Source organism: Pseudomonas sp. LSJ-87, assembly GCF_032971465.1.
In the GTDB taxonomy this organism is placed as follows: domain Bacteria; phylum Pseudomonadota; class Gammaproteobacteria; order Pseudomonadales; family Pseudomonadaceae; genus Aquipseudomonas; species Aquipseudomonas putida_Z.
In genome coordinates this window covers 258,248-277,367 of the sequence record NZ_JAWJYQ010000004.1, presented here as the reverse complement: position 1 = coordinate 277,367, position 19,120 = coordinate 258,248, and the positions used below count along the sequence as shown (strand labels likewise).

The following is a 19,120-nucleotide window of genomic DNA, read 5'->3' as shown; positions in this document are numbered from 1 at the left end:
TTACACTCAGGAAATGTTGCATGTCCACAATTCGAAATCTGACCGCTGCCGCACTGATAGCGCTGACCACTGGTTGTGCTACCGGCCTCAATTCGGCCCAAGAGTCGGAACTTGCCAGCTATCGCGCCAGAAACCTCGCGGTTGAAGAAAAAAGCCCAGGGCTTGCTGCCGGCCTTGGCCTGCTTCCAGGTGGTGGTTCGTTCTACGGTCGCGCATATGGCTTTGGTGTGGTGAACCTGCTGTTCTGGCCGCTTTCCATTCTGTGGGACCCGGTGAGTGGGCATGACGCTGCAGAGATGATCAACTACCAAGCCAGCAAAGCCCATGTTGCAACGCTGAAAAAGCACGACATGGACGAACTCGATGCCAAGCTGGAATCCGACTCGATCGACCTCAAACGCTACACGCTCGACAAACGCAGGATCGATGAGAAGTACAACCTGTAAAGGCATCTGCCGCACAGCGCAACGCTCGGCCTGAGGTCTGTACATTCCTGACGATGCCGCGACGCGGCCTTTTCCATAGTTGAAGCCATACATGATGTATGGCTTCCGTTGACCTTGAATTCGCTGTGCTCGCCTGCGAGGCGCCCGTCACTCATCAAGATCGATGATAGGTAATATCGATATTTGCCCGTTTTCTATCAGCCAAATGAAATGGAAAATAGCGCCTGAACTCAAATCTGGAACCGTCTGATGCGCTTTCTGCCTCTTGCTGCTGCCTCCTTCACTCTCACGCTGCTGGCGGGGTGCGCATCCGCGCCTAACCAGCCGACAAAGGAGTTGCTGACCGCGAAATCTCCAGAAGCTTTTTCCGCCTGCGTCATGCAGAAGTTGCAAGAGAATCAGCAATCGCCGAACGTTACCCATACGAGCCGAAGCTATCGCGTGATCCTGAGCAGCCCTGTTGCGGCAGACAATGTGATCGAGACGTTCAAAGGGGACACGGGCGGGAAAGTCTACGTTTATCAGCGAGGGCTCTTTTCTGAAAACCTCGTTCGCGTAGCTTCTCAATGCGCTTGAGGAGAAGTCGAGTAGGGTAATGCGAGGAATCCTTGAAAATTCAAGGACCTGAAATGGAGGCGGCCCCACCAGCCACACCCCGGCACTCGATGTTCCCGCTATGGCTGCTCCCTTCCGGGCCTGACCAGGTTAACGGGTAATCAATGCGGGGGGACCGATGGGGCCACCACTACAAGGCTCGCTGAACAGCGAGTGGCGCCATTGTACCGGTCTTGGGGGCAGATACAACCTCTGGAGGAGAAAAAGTCATCATTTCTCAATGACTTGTCCGGGCCGGGGTGGCCTGGAGCTGCCAATTCGCGGGTGAACCCGCTCCTACAGGGTTAGCGCTGACAGCAAGACCAGCGCAGGACCTGTGGGAGCGGGTTCACCCGCGAAGCAGGCGCCGCGGTGGATGGCACGGGCTTCGCCCGTGTTCGCGGGCATGCCCGCTCCCACAAGGACCGCGCAAGCCACAGGGGATTGCGCAGGGCGTTAGACAGCGATGCCCTGCTCGCCCAGGAAGGTGACGAAGGCATCTTCATCAAGTACCTTCACGCCCAACTCGCTGGCCTTGGCCAGCTTGGACCCTGCCCCCGGCCCCGCCACCACGCAGTGGGTCTTGCCGGAAACCGAACCCGCCACCTTGGCCCCCAGGCTTTCCAGCTTTTCCTTGGCGATATCACGGCTCATGCGTTCCAGGGTGCCGGTCAGCACCCAGGTCTGGCCGGCCAGCGGCAAGCCTTCGGCGACTTTCTTCTCGCTGCTCCAGTGCATGCCGAACGCCAGCAACTGTGCCTCGATGTCCCGGGCCAGCTTCTGGTTGGCTTCATCCTTGAAGAACTCGCGCACGGCTTCGGCCTGCTTGGCCGCCAGGGCCTGGCGCAGGTCGATGCCGTCGGCGGCGATGATCTTGTCCAGGCTGTCGAGCTTGGCCACCAGCTTCTCGGCACCGGTCGGGCCAACCGAGGCGATGTCGAGCTTGGCGATCATGCCGGCCAGGGTGGTGCTGGCGGCGAATTCGGCAGCCAGCTCGCCTTCGTCCTGCAGTTGCATGCCGCTGTCGAGCAACTGCTTGATGACCTTGCGGTTGTGCTCGTCCTCGAAGAAGTTGTGGATCTCGTACGCCACCTCCAGGCCGATGTCCGGCAGGTAGGTGAGCACTTGCGGCAGCGCTTGCTGCACGCGCGCCAGGCTGCCCAGCGAGCGGGCCAGCACCTTGGCGGTCTCCTCGCCTACGTCCGGGATGCCCAGGGCGTAGATGAAGCGCGCCAGGCCCGGGCGCTTGCTGGCTTCGATGGCATCCAGCAGCTTCTTGCTGGACACTTCGGCAAAACCTTCCAGGCCGACGATCTGGTCGAATTCCAGCTTGTACAGGTCGGCTGGCGAGCCGATCAGGCCTTCGTCCACCAGCTGCTCGACGCTCTTCTCGCCCAGGCCGTCGATGTCCATGGCGCGGCGTGACACGTAGTGGATGATCGCCTGTTTGAGCTGGGCGCCACAGGCCAGGCGACCGACGCAGCGGTACACCGCACCCTCGCTGGTGGTTTCCTTGCCCTTGCTACGCTTGACCAGCTGGGTACGCTCGACCTGCGAGCCGCATACCGGGCATTCGCTCGGCACCTGCACCGGGCGCGCATCTTCCGGGCGGCGCTCCAGCACCACCTGCATCACCTGCGGAATCACATCACCGGCGCGGCGGATGATCACCGTGTCGCCAATGCGCAGGCCCAGGCGGGCGATTTCGTCCATGTTGTGCAGGGTGGCGTTGGACACGGTCACACCGGCGACCTTGACCGGCTTCAGGCGTGCCACGGGCGTTACCGCGCCGGTGCGGCCGACCTGGAACTCGACATCCAGCACCTCGGTCAGTTCTTCCATGGCCGGGAACTTGTGGGCGATCGCCCAGCGCGGCTCACGGGCGCGGAAGCCCAGTTCACGCTGGGCGGCCAGGCTGTTGACCTTGAACACCACGCCGTCGATTTCGTAGGGCAGGCTGTTGCGTCGCTCGCCGATGTCGCGGTAGTAGGCCAGGCATTCTTCGATGCCAGCGGCATGCTTGAGTTCGCGACTGATCGGCAGGCCCCAGGCCTTGAGCTGCTCGAGGATGCCGATGTGGCTGTCGCCGATGCTCGCGGACACCTGGCCGACGCCATAGCAGCAGAATTCCAGCGGGCGGCTGGCGGTGATTTTCGAGTCCAGCTGACGCAGGCTGCCGGCGGCGGCGTTGCGCGGGTTGGCGAAGGTCTTGCCACCGGCTTCGGCCTGGGCGGCGTTGAGCCGGTCGAAACCGGCCTTGCTCATGTACACCTCGCCGCGCACCTCCAGCACCGCCGGCCATCCCTCGCCTTGCAGCTTGAGCGGGATGTTGCGCACGGTACGCACGTTGGCACTGATGTCTTCGCCAGTGGTGCCGTCGCCACGGGTGGCGCCCTGCACCAACTGGCCGTCGCGGTACAACAAGCTCACGGCCAGGCCGTCGAGCTTGGGCTCGCAGCTGTAGTCGACCGCACCGGGCTGGTCGAGGCCGTCTACCACGCGGCGGCCGAACTCACGCAAGTCTGCTTCTTCGAAGGCGTTGCCCAGGCTGAGCATGGGCACTTCGTGGCGTACCTGGCTGAACGCAGCCAGGGCTTCGCCACCCACGCGCTGGGTGGGCGAGTCGGGAGTTACCAGGTGCGGGTGTTCGGCTTCAAGCGCCTTGAGCTCGTTGAACAGGCGGTCGTATTCGGCATCGGGCACGCTTGGCTCATCGAGCACGTAGTAGCGGTAGTTGTGCTGGTCGAGCTCGGCACGCAGTTCGTGGATACGGGTTTCGGCGGTCATGGGATTTGTCTTCTCTTGCAAAGCAAAAGAGCAGCCTGGGGGTGGGTGCCGGGGGCTTAAGGTATTTATTGCCTGTGCCGGCCTCTTCGCGGGTAAACCCGCTCCCACAGGGACATCACAGCCCTTGAGGTTTGTGGTGTCCCTGTGGGAGCGGGTTTACCCGCGAAGAGGCCGGCACAGGCGATAACAACACCTGAACCGACCAGCACGCCCTCAGGCTGCTCTTTCGTCTGGATCTGTCAGCGCTTCTGGGTCAGCGCACGGCGCTCGAACTCGACGATGCGCTGGCGGTAGTGCTCGATGGTCTGGGCGGTCAGCACACTGCGCTGGTCGTCCTTGAGCTCACCGTTCAGTTCGTGCGCCAGCTTGCGCGCCGCAGCCACCATCACGTCGAAGGCCTGCTTCGGATGACGTGGGCCCGGCAGGCCGAGGAAGAAGCTCACCGCGCGGGTGCTGAAGTGGTCGATGTCGTCCAGGTCGAACACGCCGGGCTTGACGGCGTTGGCCATGGAGAACAGCACCTCGCCGTGACCGGCCATGCTCTCGTGACGGTGGAAGATGTCCATTTCGCCGAAGCGCAGGCCGCTTTCCAGAATGTTCTGCAGCAGCGCCGGCCCCTTGAAGCCACCCTCGTCGCGGGAGATGACGCTGATCACCAGCACTTCCTCGGCCGGCGGCAGCTCCTTGACGCTGCTGCTGGCAGGCGCCGCACCGTTGCTGCGGGTGTTTTCCGCGGCAAAGTCGTCATCGCTGTCGGCAAACAGGTCGGGCTCGCGTGGCTCGGCGCTCAGGTTCAGGTCGCCCTGCTGTGCATCCGCAGCAGCGGTGGCGCGCTTGCCACGCTTGGCAGCCTTGGCCGGCTTGGGCTCGCGCTCGCGATCACGCGCAGAAGCACTGAGCGACGGCAGGTCGCTTTCGTCCAGCTCAGGCTCCTTGTGGGTATCCAGCACCCGCGAAGGGCCAAGCACTTCGGCATTGCCCTCTTCGTCCGGCAGGTTGGAATAACTGCGATCCAGACGGAATTTCAACTTGCCTTTCCCGCCGCGCATGCGGCGCCAGCCGTCGAAAAGAATCCCGGCAATGACAATGATGCCGATGACGATCAGCCACTCGCGCAGACCGATTTCCATGTAATCCCGTGCCTCTATAAAAATATGCTTGAAAACAAAGGGTTCAAAGCCCTTTAACACGTGGCGCCAACTCTATGTTCTGACAGGCGTTTTACCCACGCAAAAAACGAGTGACATTAAGCTAGCACGACCAAAGACAACTTTACACCGTCTGTCGCACATGGCGGGGGCATTTCGCTACGGAATATGCCCTTATCGTCGAGCATCAGGCATCGACCATGGCCATGGCCTCCTCCACATCGACGGCAACCAGACGTGAACAGCCCGGTTCATGCATGGTCACCCCCATCAATTGATCCGCCATCTCCATGGCAATCTTGTTATGGGTGATGTAGATGAACTGCACGCTTTCACTCATTTCCTTGACCAGACGGGCGTAGCGCCCGACGTTGGCATCGTCCAGCGGCGCGTCGACTTCGTCGAGCATGCAGAACGGTGCGGGGTTCAACTTGAAGATGGCAAACACCAGCGCCAATGCGGTCAGTGCCTTCTCGCCGCCGGACAGCAGATGGATGGTGCTGTTCTTCTTGCCCGGTGGCCGCGCCATGATCGTTACCCCTGTATCGAGTAGATCTTCGCCCGTCAGTTCCAGATAAGCGCTGCCACCACCGAAAACTTTTGGGAAAAGTGCCTGTAATCCGGCATTTATCTGATCAAAGGTATCCTTGAAGCGGTTGCGGGTTTCCTTGTCGATCTTGCGAATGACGTTTTCCAGGGTCTCCAGGGCTTCGACCAGGTCGGCGTCCTGGGCGTCCAGGTAGCGCTTGCGCTCGGACTGCTGCTCGTACTCTTCGATGGCCGCCAGGTTGATCGCCCCCAGGCGCTGGATACGCGCCTCGAGCTGCTCCAGCTCCTGTTCGGTGCCCTGCTCGCTGGCCTCGGCCTCCAGGGTGGCGAGCACGCCTTGCAGGTCGTAGCCATCGGCCAGCAACTGCTCCTGCAGGGTCTTGCGCCGCACATCCAGGCCCTGGCACTCCAGGCGCAGCTGTTCCAGCTGGCCACGCAGCAACTGGGCCTGCTGCTCGGCCTGGGTACGGCGCTTTTCGGCGTCGCGCAGTTCGCGGTCGGCTTCGTCCATGTGCAGGCGGGCCTGGCGCATTTCCTCGTCGACGCTCATGCGCCGCTCCAGCAGTTCTTCCAGCTTCAGGCGCAGTTCTTCCTGCGGGGCCTCGCCCTCCTCCAGGTTCAGGCTTAGTTGCTCCTGGCGCTCGGTCAGGCGCGCGGCCTGCTGCTCAAGACGCTCCAGGGCCTGGCGGGTGGAATCATGCTGCGCGCGCAGCGAGCCCAGGCGCACAGCCAGCTGGTGAGCGTGATCCTTGTGCTGGCGGGCCTCCTGGCGCACGCGATCGAGGCTTTCGCGCAGGGTGTCGCGGCGAGCCATCAACTGCTCGCGCTGCTCGGTGTCCTGGGCCATCAGCTCCAGGGCCTCCTGCAGCAGCAGGCGGGCTTCGCCCAGCTGCTCATGTTCCAGGGCGCGCTGTTCTTCCAGTTCGGTCAGCTCTTCCTGCAGGCGCCGGCGGCGCAGCTCGACCTGCTCGGCACGTGCGCGGCCAGCCGACAGGTTGGCCTTCAGCTCGCCATGCACGCGGTTTTCTTCCTGGGTGCGACGGCGCAGTTGTTCACGCTGTTCTTCAAGGTCCAGCTGCTGCTCGCGCAGGGCCTGCAGTTGCTGTTCCAACTGTTCCAGCGCCGCTTCCTGCTCCAGTTGCTCCTGGCCCAGGCGCTCGATCTCCTGGCCGCGTGCCAGCACGCCGCCTTCGGCTTCGCCGCCACGGCGCACCCGCAGGAAGTGTCGGCCAACCCAGTAGCCATCGCGGCTGACCAGGCTCTGGCCTTCGCCGAGCGACGCGCGCTGCGCCAGCGCCTGGGCAAGGTCTGCCACGGGCTTGACCTGGCCCAGCCAGGGCGCCAGGTCGACACGGCCTTCGACCTTTTCCAGCAGGCTGCCGGGCAGCGACGAACCGGTACCGCTCGCCAGCAGCAAGCGCAACTCGCCCTGCTCCAGGCCGGCAAAATCGAGGTTACTGAAGTCGTCCACCAGCACAGCCTGCAGGTCGGCGCCGAGCACGGTTTCTACCGCAAGCTCCCAGCCTGGCTCAACCCGCAACCCTTCAGCCAGCCGCGGCTGTTGCTCCAGGCCTTGGCCCTGCAGCCAGTCCGCAGCACCTGCACCCGGCTCCAGGGCAGCCTGCTGCAAGGCTTCGAGCGAGGCCAGGCGGCCGCCCAGGCGTTGCAGGTCGCCCTGCGCCTGCTGTTGGGCCTGGGTGGCCTGCTGCAGTTGCTCACGCGCGCCTTCCAGGCGCTCGACCACCTGCACTTCCGACAACTGCAACTCTTCAAGCAACATTTCGCTGCTGGCCAGCTGCTCGGCCAGTTCGAGCATGGCCGCATCCTGCGGGTCGCTGCCCAGCAGTTCACGCTCCTCGCCCAGCTTGCGCTGGCGCTCGGCCTGGCGTTCCAAGCTGGCCTCCAGCTGTTGCAGGCGCGCCTGCTGCACTTCGGCCTGGCGGCGCGGCTCGGCGGAACGGCTGTTGAAGCTGTCCCACTGTTCCTGCCAGCCGTGCATGCCCAGCTCGGCCTCTTCAAGGGCAGCAGTGGCTTCTTCGGCAGCGGCCAGGGTCATTTCCTGCTCGGGTTCGAGCATGGCCAGCTCTTCGCCCAAGGTAGCCAGCAGGTTACGGTCGTGGCCCAGGTGCGACTCGGTTTCCAGGCGCGTGCGCTCGGCTTCCTTGAAGTCATCCTGCAACTGGCGCAGGCGCTGCTGGCCGTGCTGGATGCTCTGCTCGACCCGGGCGATGTCACCGGCCACCGAGTAGAAACGGCCCTGCACCTGGTTGAAGCGTTCGGACAATTCGTGATGGCCATCGCGCAGGCGCTCGATGCTGGCATCGGCATTGCGCTGCTCGGCCACCAGCGCCTCATGGGACACATCCTGGTCGCCGATCACCGCCTCGCGCTGGCGCACCCGTTCGTCCAGGTCGCGCCAGCGCAAGGCCGACAGGCGTGCCTTCAGCTGGCGTTCCTGGGCCTTGTATTCGCGGTACTTCTCGGCCGCCTGGGCCTGGCGGTGCAGGCGCTCCAGCTGGCGCTCCAGCTCTTCGCGCAGGTCGGTCAGGCGCGCCAGGTTTTCCTGGGTGCGGCGGATGCGGCTCTCGGTTTCACGGCGGCGTTCCTTGTACTTGGAAATGCCGGCGGCTTCCTCGATGAAGTTGCGCAGCTCCTCGGGCTTGGCCTCGATCAGCTTGGAGATCATGCCCTGTTCGATGATCGAGTAGCTGCGCGGCCCTAGGCCGGTACCGAGGAAGATGTCGGTGATATCTCGCCGGCGGCACTTGGTGCCGTTGAGGTAGTAGCTGTTCTGCCCGTCGCGGGTGACCTTGCGGCGGATCGAGATCTCGGCGTAGGCGGCATATTCGCCGACCAGGGTGGTTTCGCTGTTGTCGAACACCAGCTCGATGCTGGCCTGGCTGACCGGTTTGCGGCCACTGGAGCCATTGAAGATGACATCGGTCATCGACTCGCCGCGCAGGTTCTTCGCCGAACTCTCGCCCATCACCCAGCGCACGGCATCGATGATGTTGGACTTGCCACAGCCGTTGGGGCCGACCACGGCCGCCATGTTGCTGGGGAAGTTGACCGTGGTCGGGTCGACGAACGACTTGAACCCGGCCAGGCGAATGCACTTCAGGCGCATCGGTCAGCCTCGGGCCAACGCCGCCAGCACCAGTTCGCAGCTGCGCTGGCCATAGGCGGTGAGCACCTCGCGAATGCGCGGCAGGTCACGGGCGATCACGGCGTCGAGCAGGCGGGCGAACAGGTCCAGGTAATCGATCATGTTGGCCTGGCGCTGGTCCAGCGACAGGTAGTAGGCACGGCTCATCGCCGGCTGCAGGTTTTCCACGGTTTCCTGCAGGAACGGGTTGTCGGCGAACGGATAGGCCGCCCGCATGACCGCGAAGCTGTCGGCGACGAAGGCCTTGATGTCCAGCTGGTCATGGGCCCGCTGCAGGCGCTGCTGGATCTCCAGGAACGGGCGCAGGTCGGCATCGGTGCGCCATTTTTGCGCAACCGCGTTACCCAGCAGGATGTAGAACTCGCCCATCAGTGCGCACAGGCTGCGCACACTGCGCTCGTCGAGCTCGGTCACATGGGCACCCCGGCGCGGCAGGATCGCCACCAGGTGACGGCGTTCGAGGATCAGCAGCGCTTCGCGCACCGAGCCGCGGCTGACGTTGAGTGCCTGGGTGACCTTCTGCTCCTGGATACGCTCGCCTGGCGCCAGCTCGCCGCGGATGATGCGTTCGGCCAGGTAATCGGCAATCTGCTCGGAGAGGCTGTCCGGGGCCTTGAACGTCATGGTTTTCCTTCAAAATCATTGAACTGGGCACAAGGAGCGGATTGTAGCGTACTTGGCCGGTAATCGCGCAGAGGGGCCTGGCGGTTTATTTGACCTGCAAGGCATCCAGGCACCCGGCGCGATCTATGCTTGGAATATGGGCAATGTGTGCGGCCGGGCTTGGACATGAGCAATTTCTTGACCTTTGAGTCAGAAAAATATTGACCAGCTGGACAGCTCTTGCTTAGAGTCCGCCCAACAACAATAAAACCATTGCGAGGCCATCCCCGTGATCCAGTTTCTCGTCAACCAGGAGCTGCGTAGTGAGCATGCCCTGGACCCAAACATGACGGTGCTGCAGTACCTGCGCGAGCACCTGGGCAAACCTGGCACCAAGGAGGGCTGCGCCAGTGGTGACTGCGGCGCCTGCACCGTGGTGGTCGGCGAACTGACCCAGGACGACCAGGGCAACGACAGCCTGCGCTACCGCAGCCTCAACTCGTGCCTGACCTTCGTTTCGTCGCTGCACGGCAAGCAACTGATCAGCGTCGAAGGCCTCAAGCACCAAGGCCAGCTGCACAGCGTGCAACAGGCCATGGCCGATTGCCATGGCTCGCAATGCGGCTTCTGCACCCCCGGCTTCGTCATGTCGCTGTTCGCCCTGCAGAAGAACAGCAGCGGCCCCGACCTGCACCAGGCCCAGGAAGCCCTGGCCGGCAACCTGTGCCGCTGCACCGGCTACCGGCCGATCCTCGACGCCGCCGAGCAGAGCTGCCGCCAGCCTTGCCGCGACCAGTTCGATGCCCAGCAGGCACAGACCATCAGCCGCCTCAAGGCCATTGCGCCAACCCAGACCGGCGAGCTGAACAGCGGCGACAAGCGCTGCCTGGTACCACTGACCGTGGCCGACCTGGCCGACCTGTACAGCTCGCACCCCGAGGCGCGGCTGCTGGCCGGCGGCACCGACCTGGCCCTGGAGGTCACCCAGTTCCACAAGACCTTGCCGGTGATGATCTACGTCGGCCATGTGGCCGAGCTCAAGCGCATCGAGAAAACCGCCAGCCACCTGGAAATCGGCGCCGCCACCCCGCTCACCGACTGCTACGGCGCACTGAACGAGGAATACCCGGACTTCGGCGCCCTGCTGCACCGCTTCGCTTCGCTGCAGATCCGCAACCAGGGCACCCTGGGCGGCAATATCGGCAACGCTTCGCCAATCGGCGACTCGCCACCCCTGCTGATTGCCCTGGATGCGCAGATCGTCCTGCGCCAGGGCGAGCGCCAGCGGGTCATGCCGCTGGAAGACTACTTCATCGACTACCGCATCACTGCCCGCCAGGACAGCGAGTTCATCGAGAAGATCATCGTGCCGCGCGCCACCAGTGATTGGGCGTTCCGCGCCTATAAAGTCTCCAAGCGCCTGGACGATGACATTTCCGCCGTGTGCGGCGCCTTCAACCTGAGCATCGAAGACGGCGTGGTCAGCGGTGTGCGTATCGCCTTCGGCGGCATGGCGGCAATCCCCAAACGGGCCCGTGCCTGCGAAGCGGCGTTGCGCGGCAAGCCGTGGAACCAGGCCGCCATCGAGCGTGCCTGCCAGGCCCTGGTGGAAGACTTCACCCCGCTCAGCGACTTCCGCGCCAGCAAGGAATACCGCCTGCTGACCGCGCAGAACCTGCTGCGCAAGTACTTCATCGAACAGCAAACGCCGTACATCGAAACCCGGGTGACCGCTTATGTCTAACCATCACGTAGCCAAGAGCCAGGCCGAGATGGCCGAACTGTTCAGCCAGGACCTGACCACCGGGGTCGGCCGCAGCGTCAAGCACGACAGCGCCGACAAGCATGTGTCCGGCGAGGCGGTGTACATCGACGACCGCCTGGAATTCCCCAACCAGTTGCACGTCTATGCACGCACCGCAGACCGCGCCCACGCGCGCATCCTGCGCATCGACACCACGCCGTGCTATGCCTTCGAGGGCGTGCGCATCGCCATCACCCACGAAGACATCCCCGGCCTCAAGGACATCGGCCCGGTGGTAGCCGGCGACCCGCTGCTGGCCATCGACAAGGTCGAGTTCTTCGGCCAGCCGGTGCTCGCCGTGGCCGCCCGCGACCTCGACACCGCACGCCGTGCGGCCATGGCCGCCATCGTCGAGTATGAAGACCTGGAGCCGGTGCTGGATGTGGTCGAAGCATTGCGCAAGAAGCACTTCGTGCTCGACAGCCACACCCACCAGCGTGGCGACTCCGCTGCTGCCCTGGCCAGTGCCCCGCACCGCATCCAGGGCACCCTGCACATCGGTGGCCAGGAGCACTTCTACCTGGAAACGCAGGTTTCCTCGGTGATGCCCACCGAAGACGGCGGCATGATCGTCTACTGCTCCACGCAAAACCCCACCGAAGTGCAAAAGCTGGTCGCCGAAGTACTCGACGTGCCAATGAACAAGGTGGTGCTGGACATGCGCCGCATGGGTGGCGGTTTTGGTGGCAAGGAAACCCAGGCCGCCAGCCCGGCGTGCCTGTGCGCCGTGGTCGCGCGCCTGACCGGCCAGCCCACCAAGATGCGCCTGCCACGGGTCGAAGACATGACCATGACCGGCAAACGCCACCCGTTCTACGTCGAGTACGACGTGGGCTTCGACGACGACGGGCGCCTGCACGGCATCAACTTCGACCTGGCCGGCAACTGCGGCTACTCGCCCGACCTGTCCGGTTCGATCGTCGACCGCGCCATGTTCCACTCCGACAACGCCTACTACCTGGGCGATGCCACCGTGCACGGCCACCGCTGCAAGACCAACACCGCCTCCAACACCGCCTACCGCGGCTTCGGCGGCCCGCAGGGGATGGTCGCCATCGAGCAGGTGATGGACCACATCGCCCGCCACCTGGGCCGCGACCCGCTGGCGGTGCGCAAGGCCAACTACTACGGCAAGACCGAGCGCAACGTCACCCACTACTACCAGACCGTCGAGCACAACATGCTCGAAGAGATGACCGCCGAACTGGAAGCCAGCAGTGACTATGCCGAGCGCCGCGAGTCGATCCGCCGCTTCAACGCCAACAGCCCGATCCTGAAGAAGGGCCTGGCGCTGACCCCGGTCAAGTTCGGTATCTCGTTCACTGCCACCTTCCTCAACCAGGCCGGTGCGCTGATCCATATCTACACCGACGGCAGCATCCACCTGAACCACGGTGGCACCGAGATGGGCCAGGGCCTGAACACCAAGGTGGCACAGGTGGTGGCACAGATCTTCCAGGTCGATTTCAGCCGTATCCAGATCACCGCCACCAATACCGACAAGGTGCCCAACACCTCGCCGACCGCAGCCTCCAGTGGTGCCGACCTGAACGGCAAGGCGGCGCAGAACGCTGCCGAAATCCTCAAGAAGCGCCTGACCGAGTTCGCCGCGCGGCACTACCAGGTGACCGAGGAAGACGTCGAGTTCCGCAACGGCCATGTGCGCGTGCGCAACCAGATCGTCAGCTTCGAGCAACTGGTGCAGCAGGCCTACTTCGCCCAGGTGTCGCTGTCCAGCACCGGCTTCTACCGCACGCCGAAGATCTACTACGACCGCAGCCAGGCACGTGGCCGGCCGTTCTACTACTTCGCCTTCGGCGCCGCCTGCGTGGAAGTGGTGGTCGACACCCTGACCGGCGAATACAAGATGCTGCGTGCCGACATCCTGCACGATGTGGGTGATTCGCTGAACCCGGCCATCGACATCGGCCAGGTGGAAGGCGGCTTCATCCAGGGCATGGGCTGGCTGACCACCGAAGAGCTGGTGTGGAACGCCAAGGGCAAGCTGATGACCAACGGCCCGGCCAGCTACAAGATCCCGGCAGTGGCCGACATGCCGCTGGATCTGCGGGTAAAGCTGGTGGAGAACCGCAAGAACCCGGAAGACACCGTGTTCCACTCCAAGGCCGTGGGCGAGCCGCCGTTCATGCTCGGCATCGCTGCCTGGTGCGCGATCAAGGACGCCGTGGCCAGCATCGCCGACTACCGCGTGCAGCCACAGGTGGATGCGCCGGCGACGCCGGAGCGGGTGTTGTGGGGTTGCGAGCAGATGCGCAAGGCAGTGGCAGCAGCGCAACATGCCGAGCCGGAGCTGGAAACCGTCACCCAGTAACACCGCCGCTCCGCTTTTTTTGTGGGAGCGGCCTTGTGTCGCGAAAGGGCCGCGCAGCGGCCCCAGAAATCTTCAATGCTGCACAAATCCCGGGGCCGCTGCGCGCCCCTTTCGCGACACAACGCCGCTCCCACAGGGATCGCGACGCAACATAGAGAGGTTGCATCATGCACCAATGGATCAACGCCCTCGCCGACCACCAGTCCCGTGGCGAAGCCTGCGTGCTGGTTACCATCATCGAGGAACGCGGCTCGACCCCGCGCAATGCCGGCTCGAAAATGGTCGTCAGCGCCAGCGGCCTGTTCGACACCATCGGCGGCGGCCACCTGGAATACAAGGCCCTGCACATCGCCCGGCAGATGCTCGAAGAGCACCGTAGCACCCCGCACCTGGAGCGCTTCAGCCTCGGTGCCAGCCTTGGCCAGTGCTGCGGCGGCGTCACGGTGCTGCTGTTCGAACCCATGGCCGCGGTGCAGGCGCAGATCGCGGTGTTCGGCGCGGGCCATGTCGGCCGGGCTCTGGTACCCTTGCTCGCCGCGCTGCCCTGCCGGGTGCGCTGGATCGATTCGCGCGAGCAGGAATTCCCTGCCCTGATCCCCGACGGGGTGACCAAGGTGGTCAGCGAGGAGCCGGTCGACGAAGTGACAGACCTGCCGCCAGGCTGCTACTGCATCGTCATGACCCACAACCACCAGCTCGACCTGGAACTGACCGCCGCCATTCTCAAGCGCAACGACTTCACCTGGTTCGGCCTGATCGGTTCGAAGACCAAACGGGTCAAGTTCGAGCACCGCCTGCGCGAGCGCGGCTACGACGATGCCGTGATGGCGCGCATGCGCAGCCCGATGGGCCTGGCCGAGGTCAAGGGCAAGCTGCCCATCGAGATCGCCGTGTCCATCGCCGGTGAAATCATCGCCACCTACAACGCCTGCTTCGGCCAGCACGACGCTGCCGCCAATGCCGGCCCCATTGCCCAGTTGCTGCCGCCTTCCCGGCGCAGCCAAGCCATTTGACGAGTGTGTTATGACCGTTACCCGCAAAGCCTACCGTGCCGCCATCCTGCACAGCATCGCCGACCCGGCCGAGGTGGGCCTGGAGGCTTCCCATGAATACTTCGAGGACGGCCTGCTGGTAGTCGACGACGGCCGCATCCGCGCCGTAGGCCACGCCGCCGAACTGTTGCCGACCCTGGACGCCGATATCCCGGTCGAGCACTACCAGGACGCGCTGATCACCCCGGGCTTCATCGACACCCACATCCACTTCCCGCAGACCGGCATGATCGGCTCCTACGGCGAACAGCTGCTGGACTGGCTGAACACCTACACCTTCCCCTGCGAAAAGCAGTTCGCCGACAAGGGCCACGCCGACCAGGTGGCGAAGATCTTCCTCAAGGAATTGCTGCGCAACGGCACCACCACCGCCCTGGTGTTCGGCAGCGTGCACCCGGAATCGGTCAATGCCCTGTTCGAGGAAGCCGAGCGCCTGGACCTGCGCCTGATCGCCGGCAAGGTGATGATGGACCGCAACGCCCCGGACTACCTGACCGACACCGCCGAGTCCGGCTATGCCGAAAGCAAGGCACTGATCGAGCGCTGGCACGGCAAGGGCCGCCTGCATTACGCAGTCACCCCGCGCTTCGCCCCGACCAGTACGCCTGAGCAGCTGACGCTGGCAGGCCAACTGCTGAAGGAACACCCGGGCGTGTACATGCACACGCACCTGTCGGAAAACCTCAAGGAAATCGATTGGGTCAAGTCGCTGTTCCCCGAGCAGAAGGGTTACCTGGACGTATACGACCACTTCGAGTTGCTGGGCGAACGCTCGGTATTCGCCCATGGCGTGCACCTGTGCGATGACGAATGCCAGCGCCTGGCCGAAACCGGCTCGGCCGTGGCCTTCTGCCCCACCTCCAACCTGTTCCTCGGCAGCGGCCTGTTCAACCTGCCCCAGGCCGAGCGCTTCAAGGTCAATGTGGGCCTGGGCACCGACGTTGGCGCCGGCACCAGCTTCTCGCTGCTCAACACCCTCAACGAAGCGTACAAGGTGATGCAGCTGCAGGGCGCGCGCCTGCACCCGTACAAGTCACTGTACCTGGCCACCCTCGGCGGCGCCCGCGCGCTGCGCCTGGACGACCGCATCGGCAGCCTGCGCCCGGGCAACGATGCCGACTTCGTGGTACTGGACTACAAGGCAACGCCGCTGCTGGACTACCGCATCCAGCAGTCCAACAGCATCGAGGAAACCCTGTTCGTGCTCACCACCCTCGGCGACGACCGCACCGTGCGTGAAACCTACGCCGCAGGGCGTTGCGTGCACCAGCGCTAAGGTTCTTTTGCCAGGCCCCGGTACAGTGCGCCGCCGATCGCAGCACCAATCAGCGGCGCCACCCAGAACAGCCACAGCTGTTGCAGGGCCCAGCCACCGACGAACAAGGCCGGCCCCGTGCTACGCGCGGGGTTGACCGAGGTATTGGTCACCGGGATCGAGATCAGGTGGATCAGGGTCAGGGCCAGGCCGATGGCGATCGGTGCAAAGCCCGCCGGTGCCCGGGCGTCGGTGGCGCCCATGATCACCACCAGGAACATCGCCGTCATCACCACTTCACTGACAAAGCCCGCCCCGAGCGTGTAGCCGCCGGGCGAGTGGTCGGCGTAGCCGTTCGAAGCCAATCCCGCAGACAGCTCGAAACCTGCCTTGCCGCTGGCAATGAGGTAGATCACACCTGCCGCCAGGATGGCGCCGATCACCTGGGCGATCACGTAGGGCAACAGCTCTTTGGCCGGGAAGCGCCCGCCCACCACCAGCCCGAACGACACGGCGGGGTTGAGGTGGCAGCCGGAGATATGACCGATGGCGAAGGCCATGGTCAGCACGGTGAGGCCGAAGGCGAAGGCGACGCCGAGTACACCGATGCCGATGGGGGAACTGGCGGCGAGTACCGCACTGCCGCAGCCGCCAAGCACCAGCCAGAAGGTGCCGACCAGCTCGGCGCCCATGCGTTTACCGAGGGACATGCTCATGAGTCCATTCCTCAAGAAGTTGAACGCAACGAATGCGCAAGCCCAACTGCTTGATGAAGGTTTGCTCACAAGAATTTAGCAGACCTTTGATCAATGACCAGACATGGCCGTGCTTCTTGTGGGAGCGGGTTTACCCGCGAAGAAGGCGACACCGTGTATGGCACCGGCTGCGCCGGTGTTCGCGGGTGAACCCGCTCCCACAACGGCGCACTACGTTCACTTGAGCAAACGATCAACCCTTGACCGACACCTTGGGCTTTTTCAGCAGATGCGAGAACACCGCATGCAGATCGTCCGAGGCACTCTCCTCGTCCAGGTTCAGCTTGCTGTCGATGTGGTCCATGTGGTGCATCATCAGGCTCACCGCCTGCTCGGCATCGCGCGCCTCGATGGCATCGATCAGCTGCATGTGTTCGTCATACGAGCAATGCGAGCGGTTGCCGCTTTCGTACTGGGCAATGATCAGCGAGGTCTGCGACACCAGGCTGCGCTGGAAGCTGACCAACGGCGCATTACCCGCGGCCTCGGCCAGCTTGAGGTGAAATTCGCCGGAAAGACGAATGCCGGCACCGCGGTCACCACGGGAGAAGCTGTCGCGCTCCTCACGCACCATCTGCCGCAGCTCGTTGAGCTGCTCGAGGGTAGCGTGCTGCACGGCCAGTTCGGTGATGGCCCGTTCGACCATGCGCCGGGAGAAGAACACCTGGCGGGCCTCTTCCACCGTCGGGCTGGCCACCACCGCGCCGCGGTTCGGCCGCAACAGCACCACGCTTTCGTGGGCCAGGCGCGACAAGGCGCGGCGGATGATGGTGCGGCTGACGCCGAAGATCTCGCCCAGCGCTTCCTCGCTCAACTTGGTGCCCGGTGCCAGACGCTGCTCGAGGATCGCCTCGAAAATATGCGCGTAGACGATGTCGTCCTGGGTACCACTGCGGCCAGCCTTGCCGGTACGCGCAGGTTTCTTCAGAGGTTGCAGCTGTTCGTTCATGGGCTCTCGAGGCACGAAGGAAAGTATGGCGCCATTGTACACAGGCTGAGCCGTTTCTGCAGGTGGCCTTTTACCTATATAGCCGTTGTACGACGCATTGCGCACACAAAACATAAAACATTATTTGCATTCTTTGTACACAAAAGCATAATCCACCGAGCAACTTCTTGACCCACAAGTCAACAAACCGGTCAGACGTCTGCCTTCCCTCGCGGAGCCGCCAAGTGCATTGCTCAGGCCCCTGGCTCCATAACAACAAGAAAGACTTGAGGAGTACTCGCTGTGGAAAGCCGCAAATCCGAAGCCCCTACGCTGGATCTTGCCCCACCGCTCGAAACGAGCTGGCTGGAGCGGATTTTCAAACTCAAGCAACACGGCAGCACCGTCAGAACCGAAATGATCGCCGGGGTGACCACCTTCATCACCATGGCCTACATCATCTTCGTCAACCCCAACATCATGGCCGACGCCGGTATCGACCACGGTGCCGCCTTTGTCGCCACCTGCATCGCCGCCGCGCTGGGCTGCCTGCTGATGGGCCTGTACGCCAACTGGCCGGTAGGCCTGGCGCCGGGCATGGGGCTTAACGCCTTCTTCACCTACACCGTGGTCGGCACCATGGGCTACAACTGGGAAACGGCACTGGGCGCAGTATTCGTCTCGGGTGTGCTGTTCATGTTCCTGACCTTGTCGAAAGTGCGCGAATGGTTGCTCAACAGCATCCCGGTCAGCCTGCGCCATGCCATGGGGGCCGGCGTCGGATTGTTTCTCGGGCTGATCGGCCTGAAGACGGCAGGCATCATCGTCGACAGCCCGGCCACGCTGATCAAGCTGGGCTCGCTGCATGAACCGGGGCCGCTGCTGGCTGCGGTGTGCTTCCTGCTGATCGCCATCCTCAGCTACAAGCGGGTGTTCGGTGCGATCCTGATCAGCATCATCGGTGTCACCCTGGCCGGCTGGGGCCTGGGCCTGGTGAAATTCGGCGGGGTGATGTCGATGCCGCCAAGCCTGGCACCGACCTGGATGGCCATGGATGTGGCTGGCGTGTTCAACGTCAGCATGATCAGCGTGGTGCTGGCGTTCCTGTTCGTGCACATGTTCGACACCGCCGGCACCCTGATGGGCGTGGCGCAGCGGGCCAACCTGGTGGCGCCGGACGGGCGTATCGAGAACCTGTCGAAGGCGCTGAAGGCTGACAGTGCTTCAAGTGTGTTCGGCGCCGTGGTCGGCGTGCCGCCGGTGACCAGCTATGTGGAAAGTGCTGCCGGCGTGGCCGCTGGTGGCCGTACCGGCCTGACTGCCGTGGTGGTCGGCCTGCTGTTCATCGCGGCGATGTTCTTCGCCCCGCTGGCCGGGATGATTCCGGCCTATGCCACCGCCGGTGCGCTGATCTACGTGGCAATGCTGATGATGGGCAGCATGGCGCATATCCATTGGGACGAGGCCACCGACAGCATTCCGGCGATCGTCACGGTGATCATGATGCCGCTGACTTTCTCGGTCGCCGACGGTATTGCCCTGGGCTTCATCAGCTATGTGGCGCTGAAGGCAGGTACTGGCAAATACAAGGAAATCTCCGCCAGCCTGTGGGTGCTGTGCGCGATCTTCATTGCCAAGTTCGTGTTCCTCTGAACCCTGCTGCACCAACCAAGGGCGCCTAGGCGCCCTTTCTTTATTGCT

At 63.7% G+C, this 19,120-nt stretch carries 13 protein-coding genes and 1 other RNA gene; 7 read left to right on the top strand and 7 right to left on the bottom strand.

Going from position 1 to position 19,120, the window contains the following annotated elements; translation table 11 throughout:
* Window positions 1-20: 20 nt before the first annotated feature.
* Together RYH74_RS06355 and RYH74_RS06350 are read left to right on the top strand one after the other, a co-directional pair.
* The gene (locus tag RYH74_RS06355) at window positions 21-446 is read left to right on the top strand and encodes a hypothetical protein (protein WP_085592845.1); all 426 of its coding nucleotides are present in this window, start codon (window positions 21-23) and stop codon (window positions 444-446) included.
* A 249-nt stretch (window positions 447-695) separates the two neighbouring features.
* Window positions 696-1,022, top strand: coding sequence for a hypothetical protein (locus RYH74_RS06350; RefSeq protein WP_075045883.1), 327 nt, complete (start codon window positions 696-698; stop codon window positions 1,020-1,022).
* 63 nt (window positions 1,023-1,085) lie between these two features.
* On the opposite strand, the gene ffs is transcribed toward RYH74_RS06350, so the two are convergent.
* The 5 genes from ffs to RYH74_RS06325 form a co-directional block, all read right to left on the bottom strand.
* Window positions 1,086-1,182, bottom strand: an RNA gene (ffs, locus tag RYH74_RS06345) — signal recognition particle sRNA small type.
* A gap of 314 nt (window positions 1,183-1,496) precedes the next feature.
* Window positions 1,497-3,827 (bottom strand): NAD-dependent DNA ligase LigA, encoded by a 2,331-nt coding sequence (gene ligA / locus RYH74_RS06340; protein WP_025340021.1) that lies wholly within the window; start codon window positions 3,825-3,827, stop codon window positions 1,497-1,499.
* A gap of 239 nt (window positions 3,828-4,066) precedes the next feature.
* Window positions 4,067-4,957: a cell division protein ZipA gene (gene zipA, locus RYH74_RS06335; RefSeq protein WP_015271153.1), complete on the bottom strand. Its 891-nt coding sequence runs from the start codon at window positions 4,955-4,957 to the stop codon at window positions 4,067-4,069.
* A 205-nt stretch (window positions 4,958-5,162) separates the two neighbouring features.
* The gene (smc, locus tag RYH74_RS06330) at window positions 5,163-8,651 is read right to left on the bottom strand and encodes a chromosome segregation protein SMC (protein WP_317409108.1); all 3,489 of its coding nucleotides are present in this window, start codon (window positions 8,649-8,651) and stop codon (window positions 5,163-5,165) included.
* Window positions 8,652-8,654: 3 nt separating this feature from the next.
* Window positions 8,655-9,314 (bottom strand): GntR family transcriptional regulator, encoded by a 660-nt coding sequence (locus RYH74_RS06325; RefSeq protein WP_015271155.1) that lies wholly within the window; start codon window positions 9,312-9,314, stop codon window positions 8,655-8,657.
* A gap of 268 nt (window positions 9,315-9,582) precedes the next feature.
* Here RYH74_RS06325 and xdhA point away from each other — a divergent pair, with 268 nt between their 5' ends.
* The 4 genes from xdhA to guaD all read left to right on the top strand — a co-directional run bounded on the left by xdhA (window position 9,583) and on the right by guaD (window position 15,757).
* A complete protein-coding gene (gene xdhA, locus RYH74_RS06320) occupies window positions 9,583-11,037 on the top strand; it encodes a xanthine dehydrogenase small subunit (protein WP_317409107.1) in 1,455 nt (484 codons plus the stop codon).
* On the top strand, window positions 11,030-13,429 hold the full coding sequence (xdhB, locus tag RYH74_RS06315; protein ID WP_317409106.1) for a xanthine dehydrogenase molybdopterin binding subunit: 2,400 nt from the start codon (window positions 11,030-11,032) through the stop codon (window positions 13,427-13,429). Before xdhA ends, xdhB begins: the two co-directional genes overlap by 8 nt.
* A 167-nt stretch (window positions 13,430-13,596) precedes the next feature.
* Window positions 13,597-14,442 (top strand): xanthine dehydrogenase accessory protein XdhC, encoded by an 846-nt coding sequence (gene xdhC, locus RYH74_RS06310; RefSeq protein WP_317409105.1) that lies wholly within the window; start codon window positions 13,597-13,599, stop codon window positions 14,440-14,442.
* A 10-nt stretch (window positions 14,443-14,452) separates the two neighbouring features.
* Window positions 14,453-15,757: a guanine deaminase gene (guaD, locus tag RYH74_RS06305; RefSeq protein ID WP_075045889.1), complete on the top strand. Its 1,305-nt coding sequence runs from the start codon at window positions 14,453-14,455 to the stop codon at window positions 15,755-15,757.
* Here guaD and aqpZ read toward each other — a convergent pair.
* Together aqpZ and RYH74_RS06295 are read right to left on the bottom strand one after the other, a co-directional pair.
* Window positions 15,754-16,452, bottom strand: a complete 699-nt coding sequence (gene aqpZ / locus RYH74_RS06300) for an aquaporin Z (protein WP_046615033.1) — start codon at window positions 16,450-16,452, stop codon at window positions 15,754-15,756. The two genes, guaD and aqpZ, sit on opposite strands and share 4 nt — an antisense overlap.
* A gap of 232 nt (window positions 16,453-16,684) precedes the next feature.
* Window positions 16,685-17,440, bottom strand: coding sequence for a GntR family transcriptional regulator (locus RYH74_RS06295; RefSeq protein WP_003259493.1), 756 nt, complete (start codon window positions 17,438-17,440; stop codon window positions 16,685-16,687).
* A 282-nt stretch (window positions 17,441-17,722) separates the two neighbouring features.
* On the opposite strand from RYH74_RS06295, the gene RYH74_RS06290 reads away from it, so the two are divergent.
* The gene (locus RYH74_RS06290) at window positions 17,723-19,072 is read left to right on the top strand and encodes an NCS2 family permease (protein ID WP_013973528.1); all 1,350 of its coding nucleotides are present in this window, start codon (window positions 17,723-17,725) and stop codon (window positions 19,070-19,072) included.
* Window positions 19,073-19,120 lie beyond the last annotated feature (48 nt).

Coding starts and splice junctions, on each gene's coding strand:
- RYH74_RS06355 (WP_085592845.1), top strand. CDS start 21: ATGTCCACAATTCGAAATCTGACCGCTGCCGCACTGATAGCGCTGACC.
- RYH74_RS06350 (WP_075045883.1), top strand. CDS start 696: ATGCGCTTTCTGCCTCTTGCTGCTGCCTCCTTCACTCTCACGCTGCTG.
- ligA (WP_025340021.1), bottom strand. CDS start 3,827: ATGACCGCCGAAACCCGTATCCACGAACTGCGTGCCGAGCTCGACCAG.
- zipA (WP_015271153.1), bottom strand. CDS start 4,957: ATGGAAATCGGTCTGCGCGAGTGGCTGATCGTCATCGGCATCATTGTC.
- smc (WP_317409108.1), bottom strand. CDS start 8,651: ATGCGCCTGAAGTGCATTCGCCTGGCCGGGTTCAAGTCGTTCGTCGAC.
- RYH74_RS06325 (WP_015271155.1), bottom strand. CDS start 9,314: ATGACGTTCAAGGCCCCGGACAGCCTCTCCGAGCAGATTGCCGATTAC.
- xdhB (WP_317409106.1), top strand. CDS start 11,030: ATGTCTAACCATCACGTAGCCAAGAGCCAGGCCGAGATGGCCGAACTG.
- xdhC (WP_317409105.1), top strand. CDS start 13,597: ATGCACCAATGGATCAACGCCCTCGCCGACCACCAGTCCCGTGGCGAA.
- guaD (WP_075045889.1), top strand. CDS start 14,453: ATGACCGTTACCCGCAAAGCCTACCGTGCCGCCATCCTGCACAGCATC.
- aqpZ (WP_046615033.1), bottom strand. CDS start 16,452: ATGAGCATGTCCCTCGGTAAACGCATGGGCGCCGAGCTGGTCGGCACC.
- RYH74_RS06295 (WP_003259493.1), bottom strand. CDS start 17,440: ATGAACGAACAGCTGCAACCTCTGAAGAAACCTGCGCGTACCGGCAAG.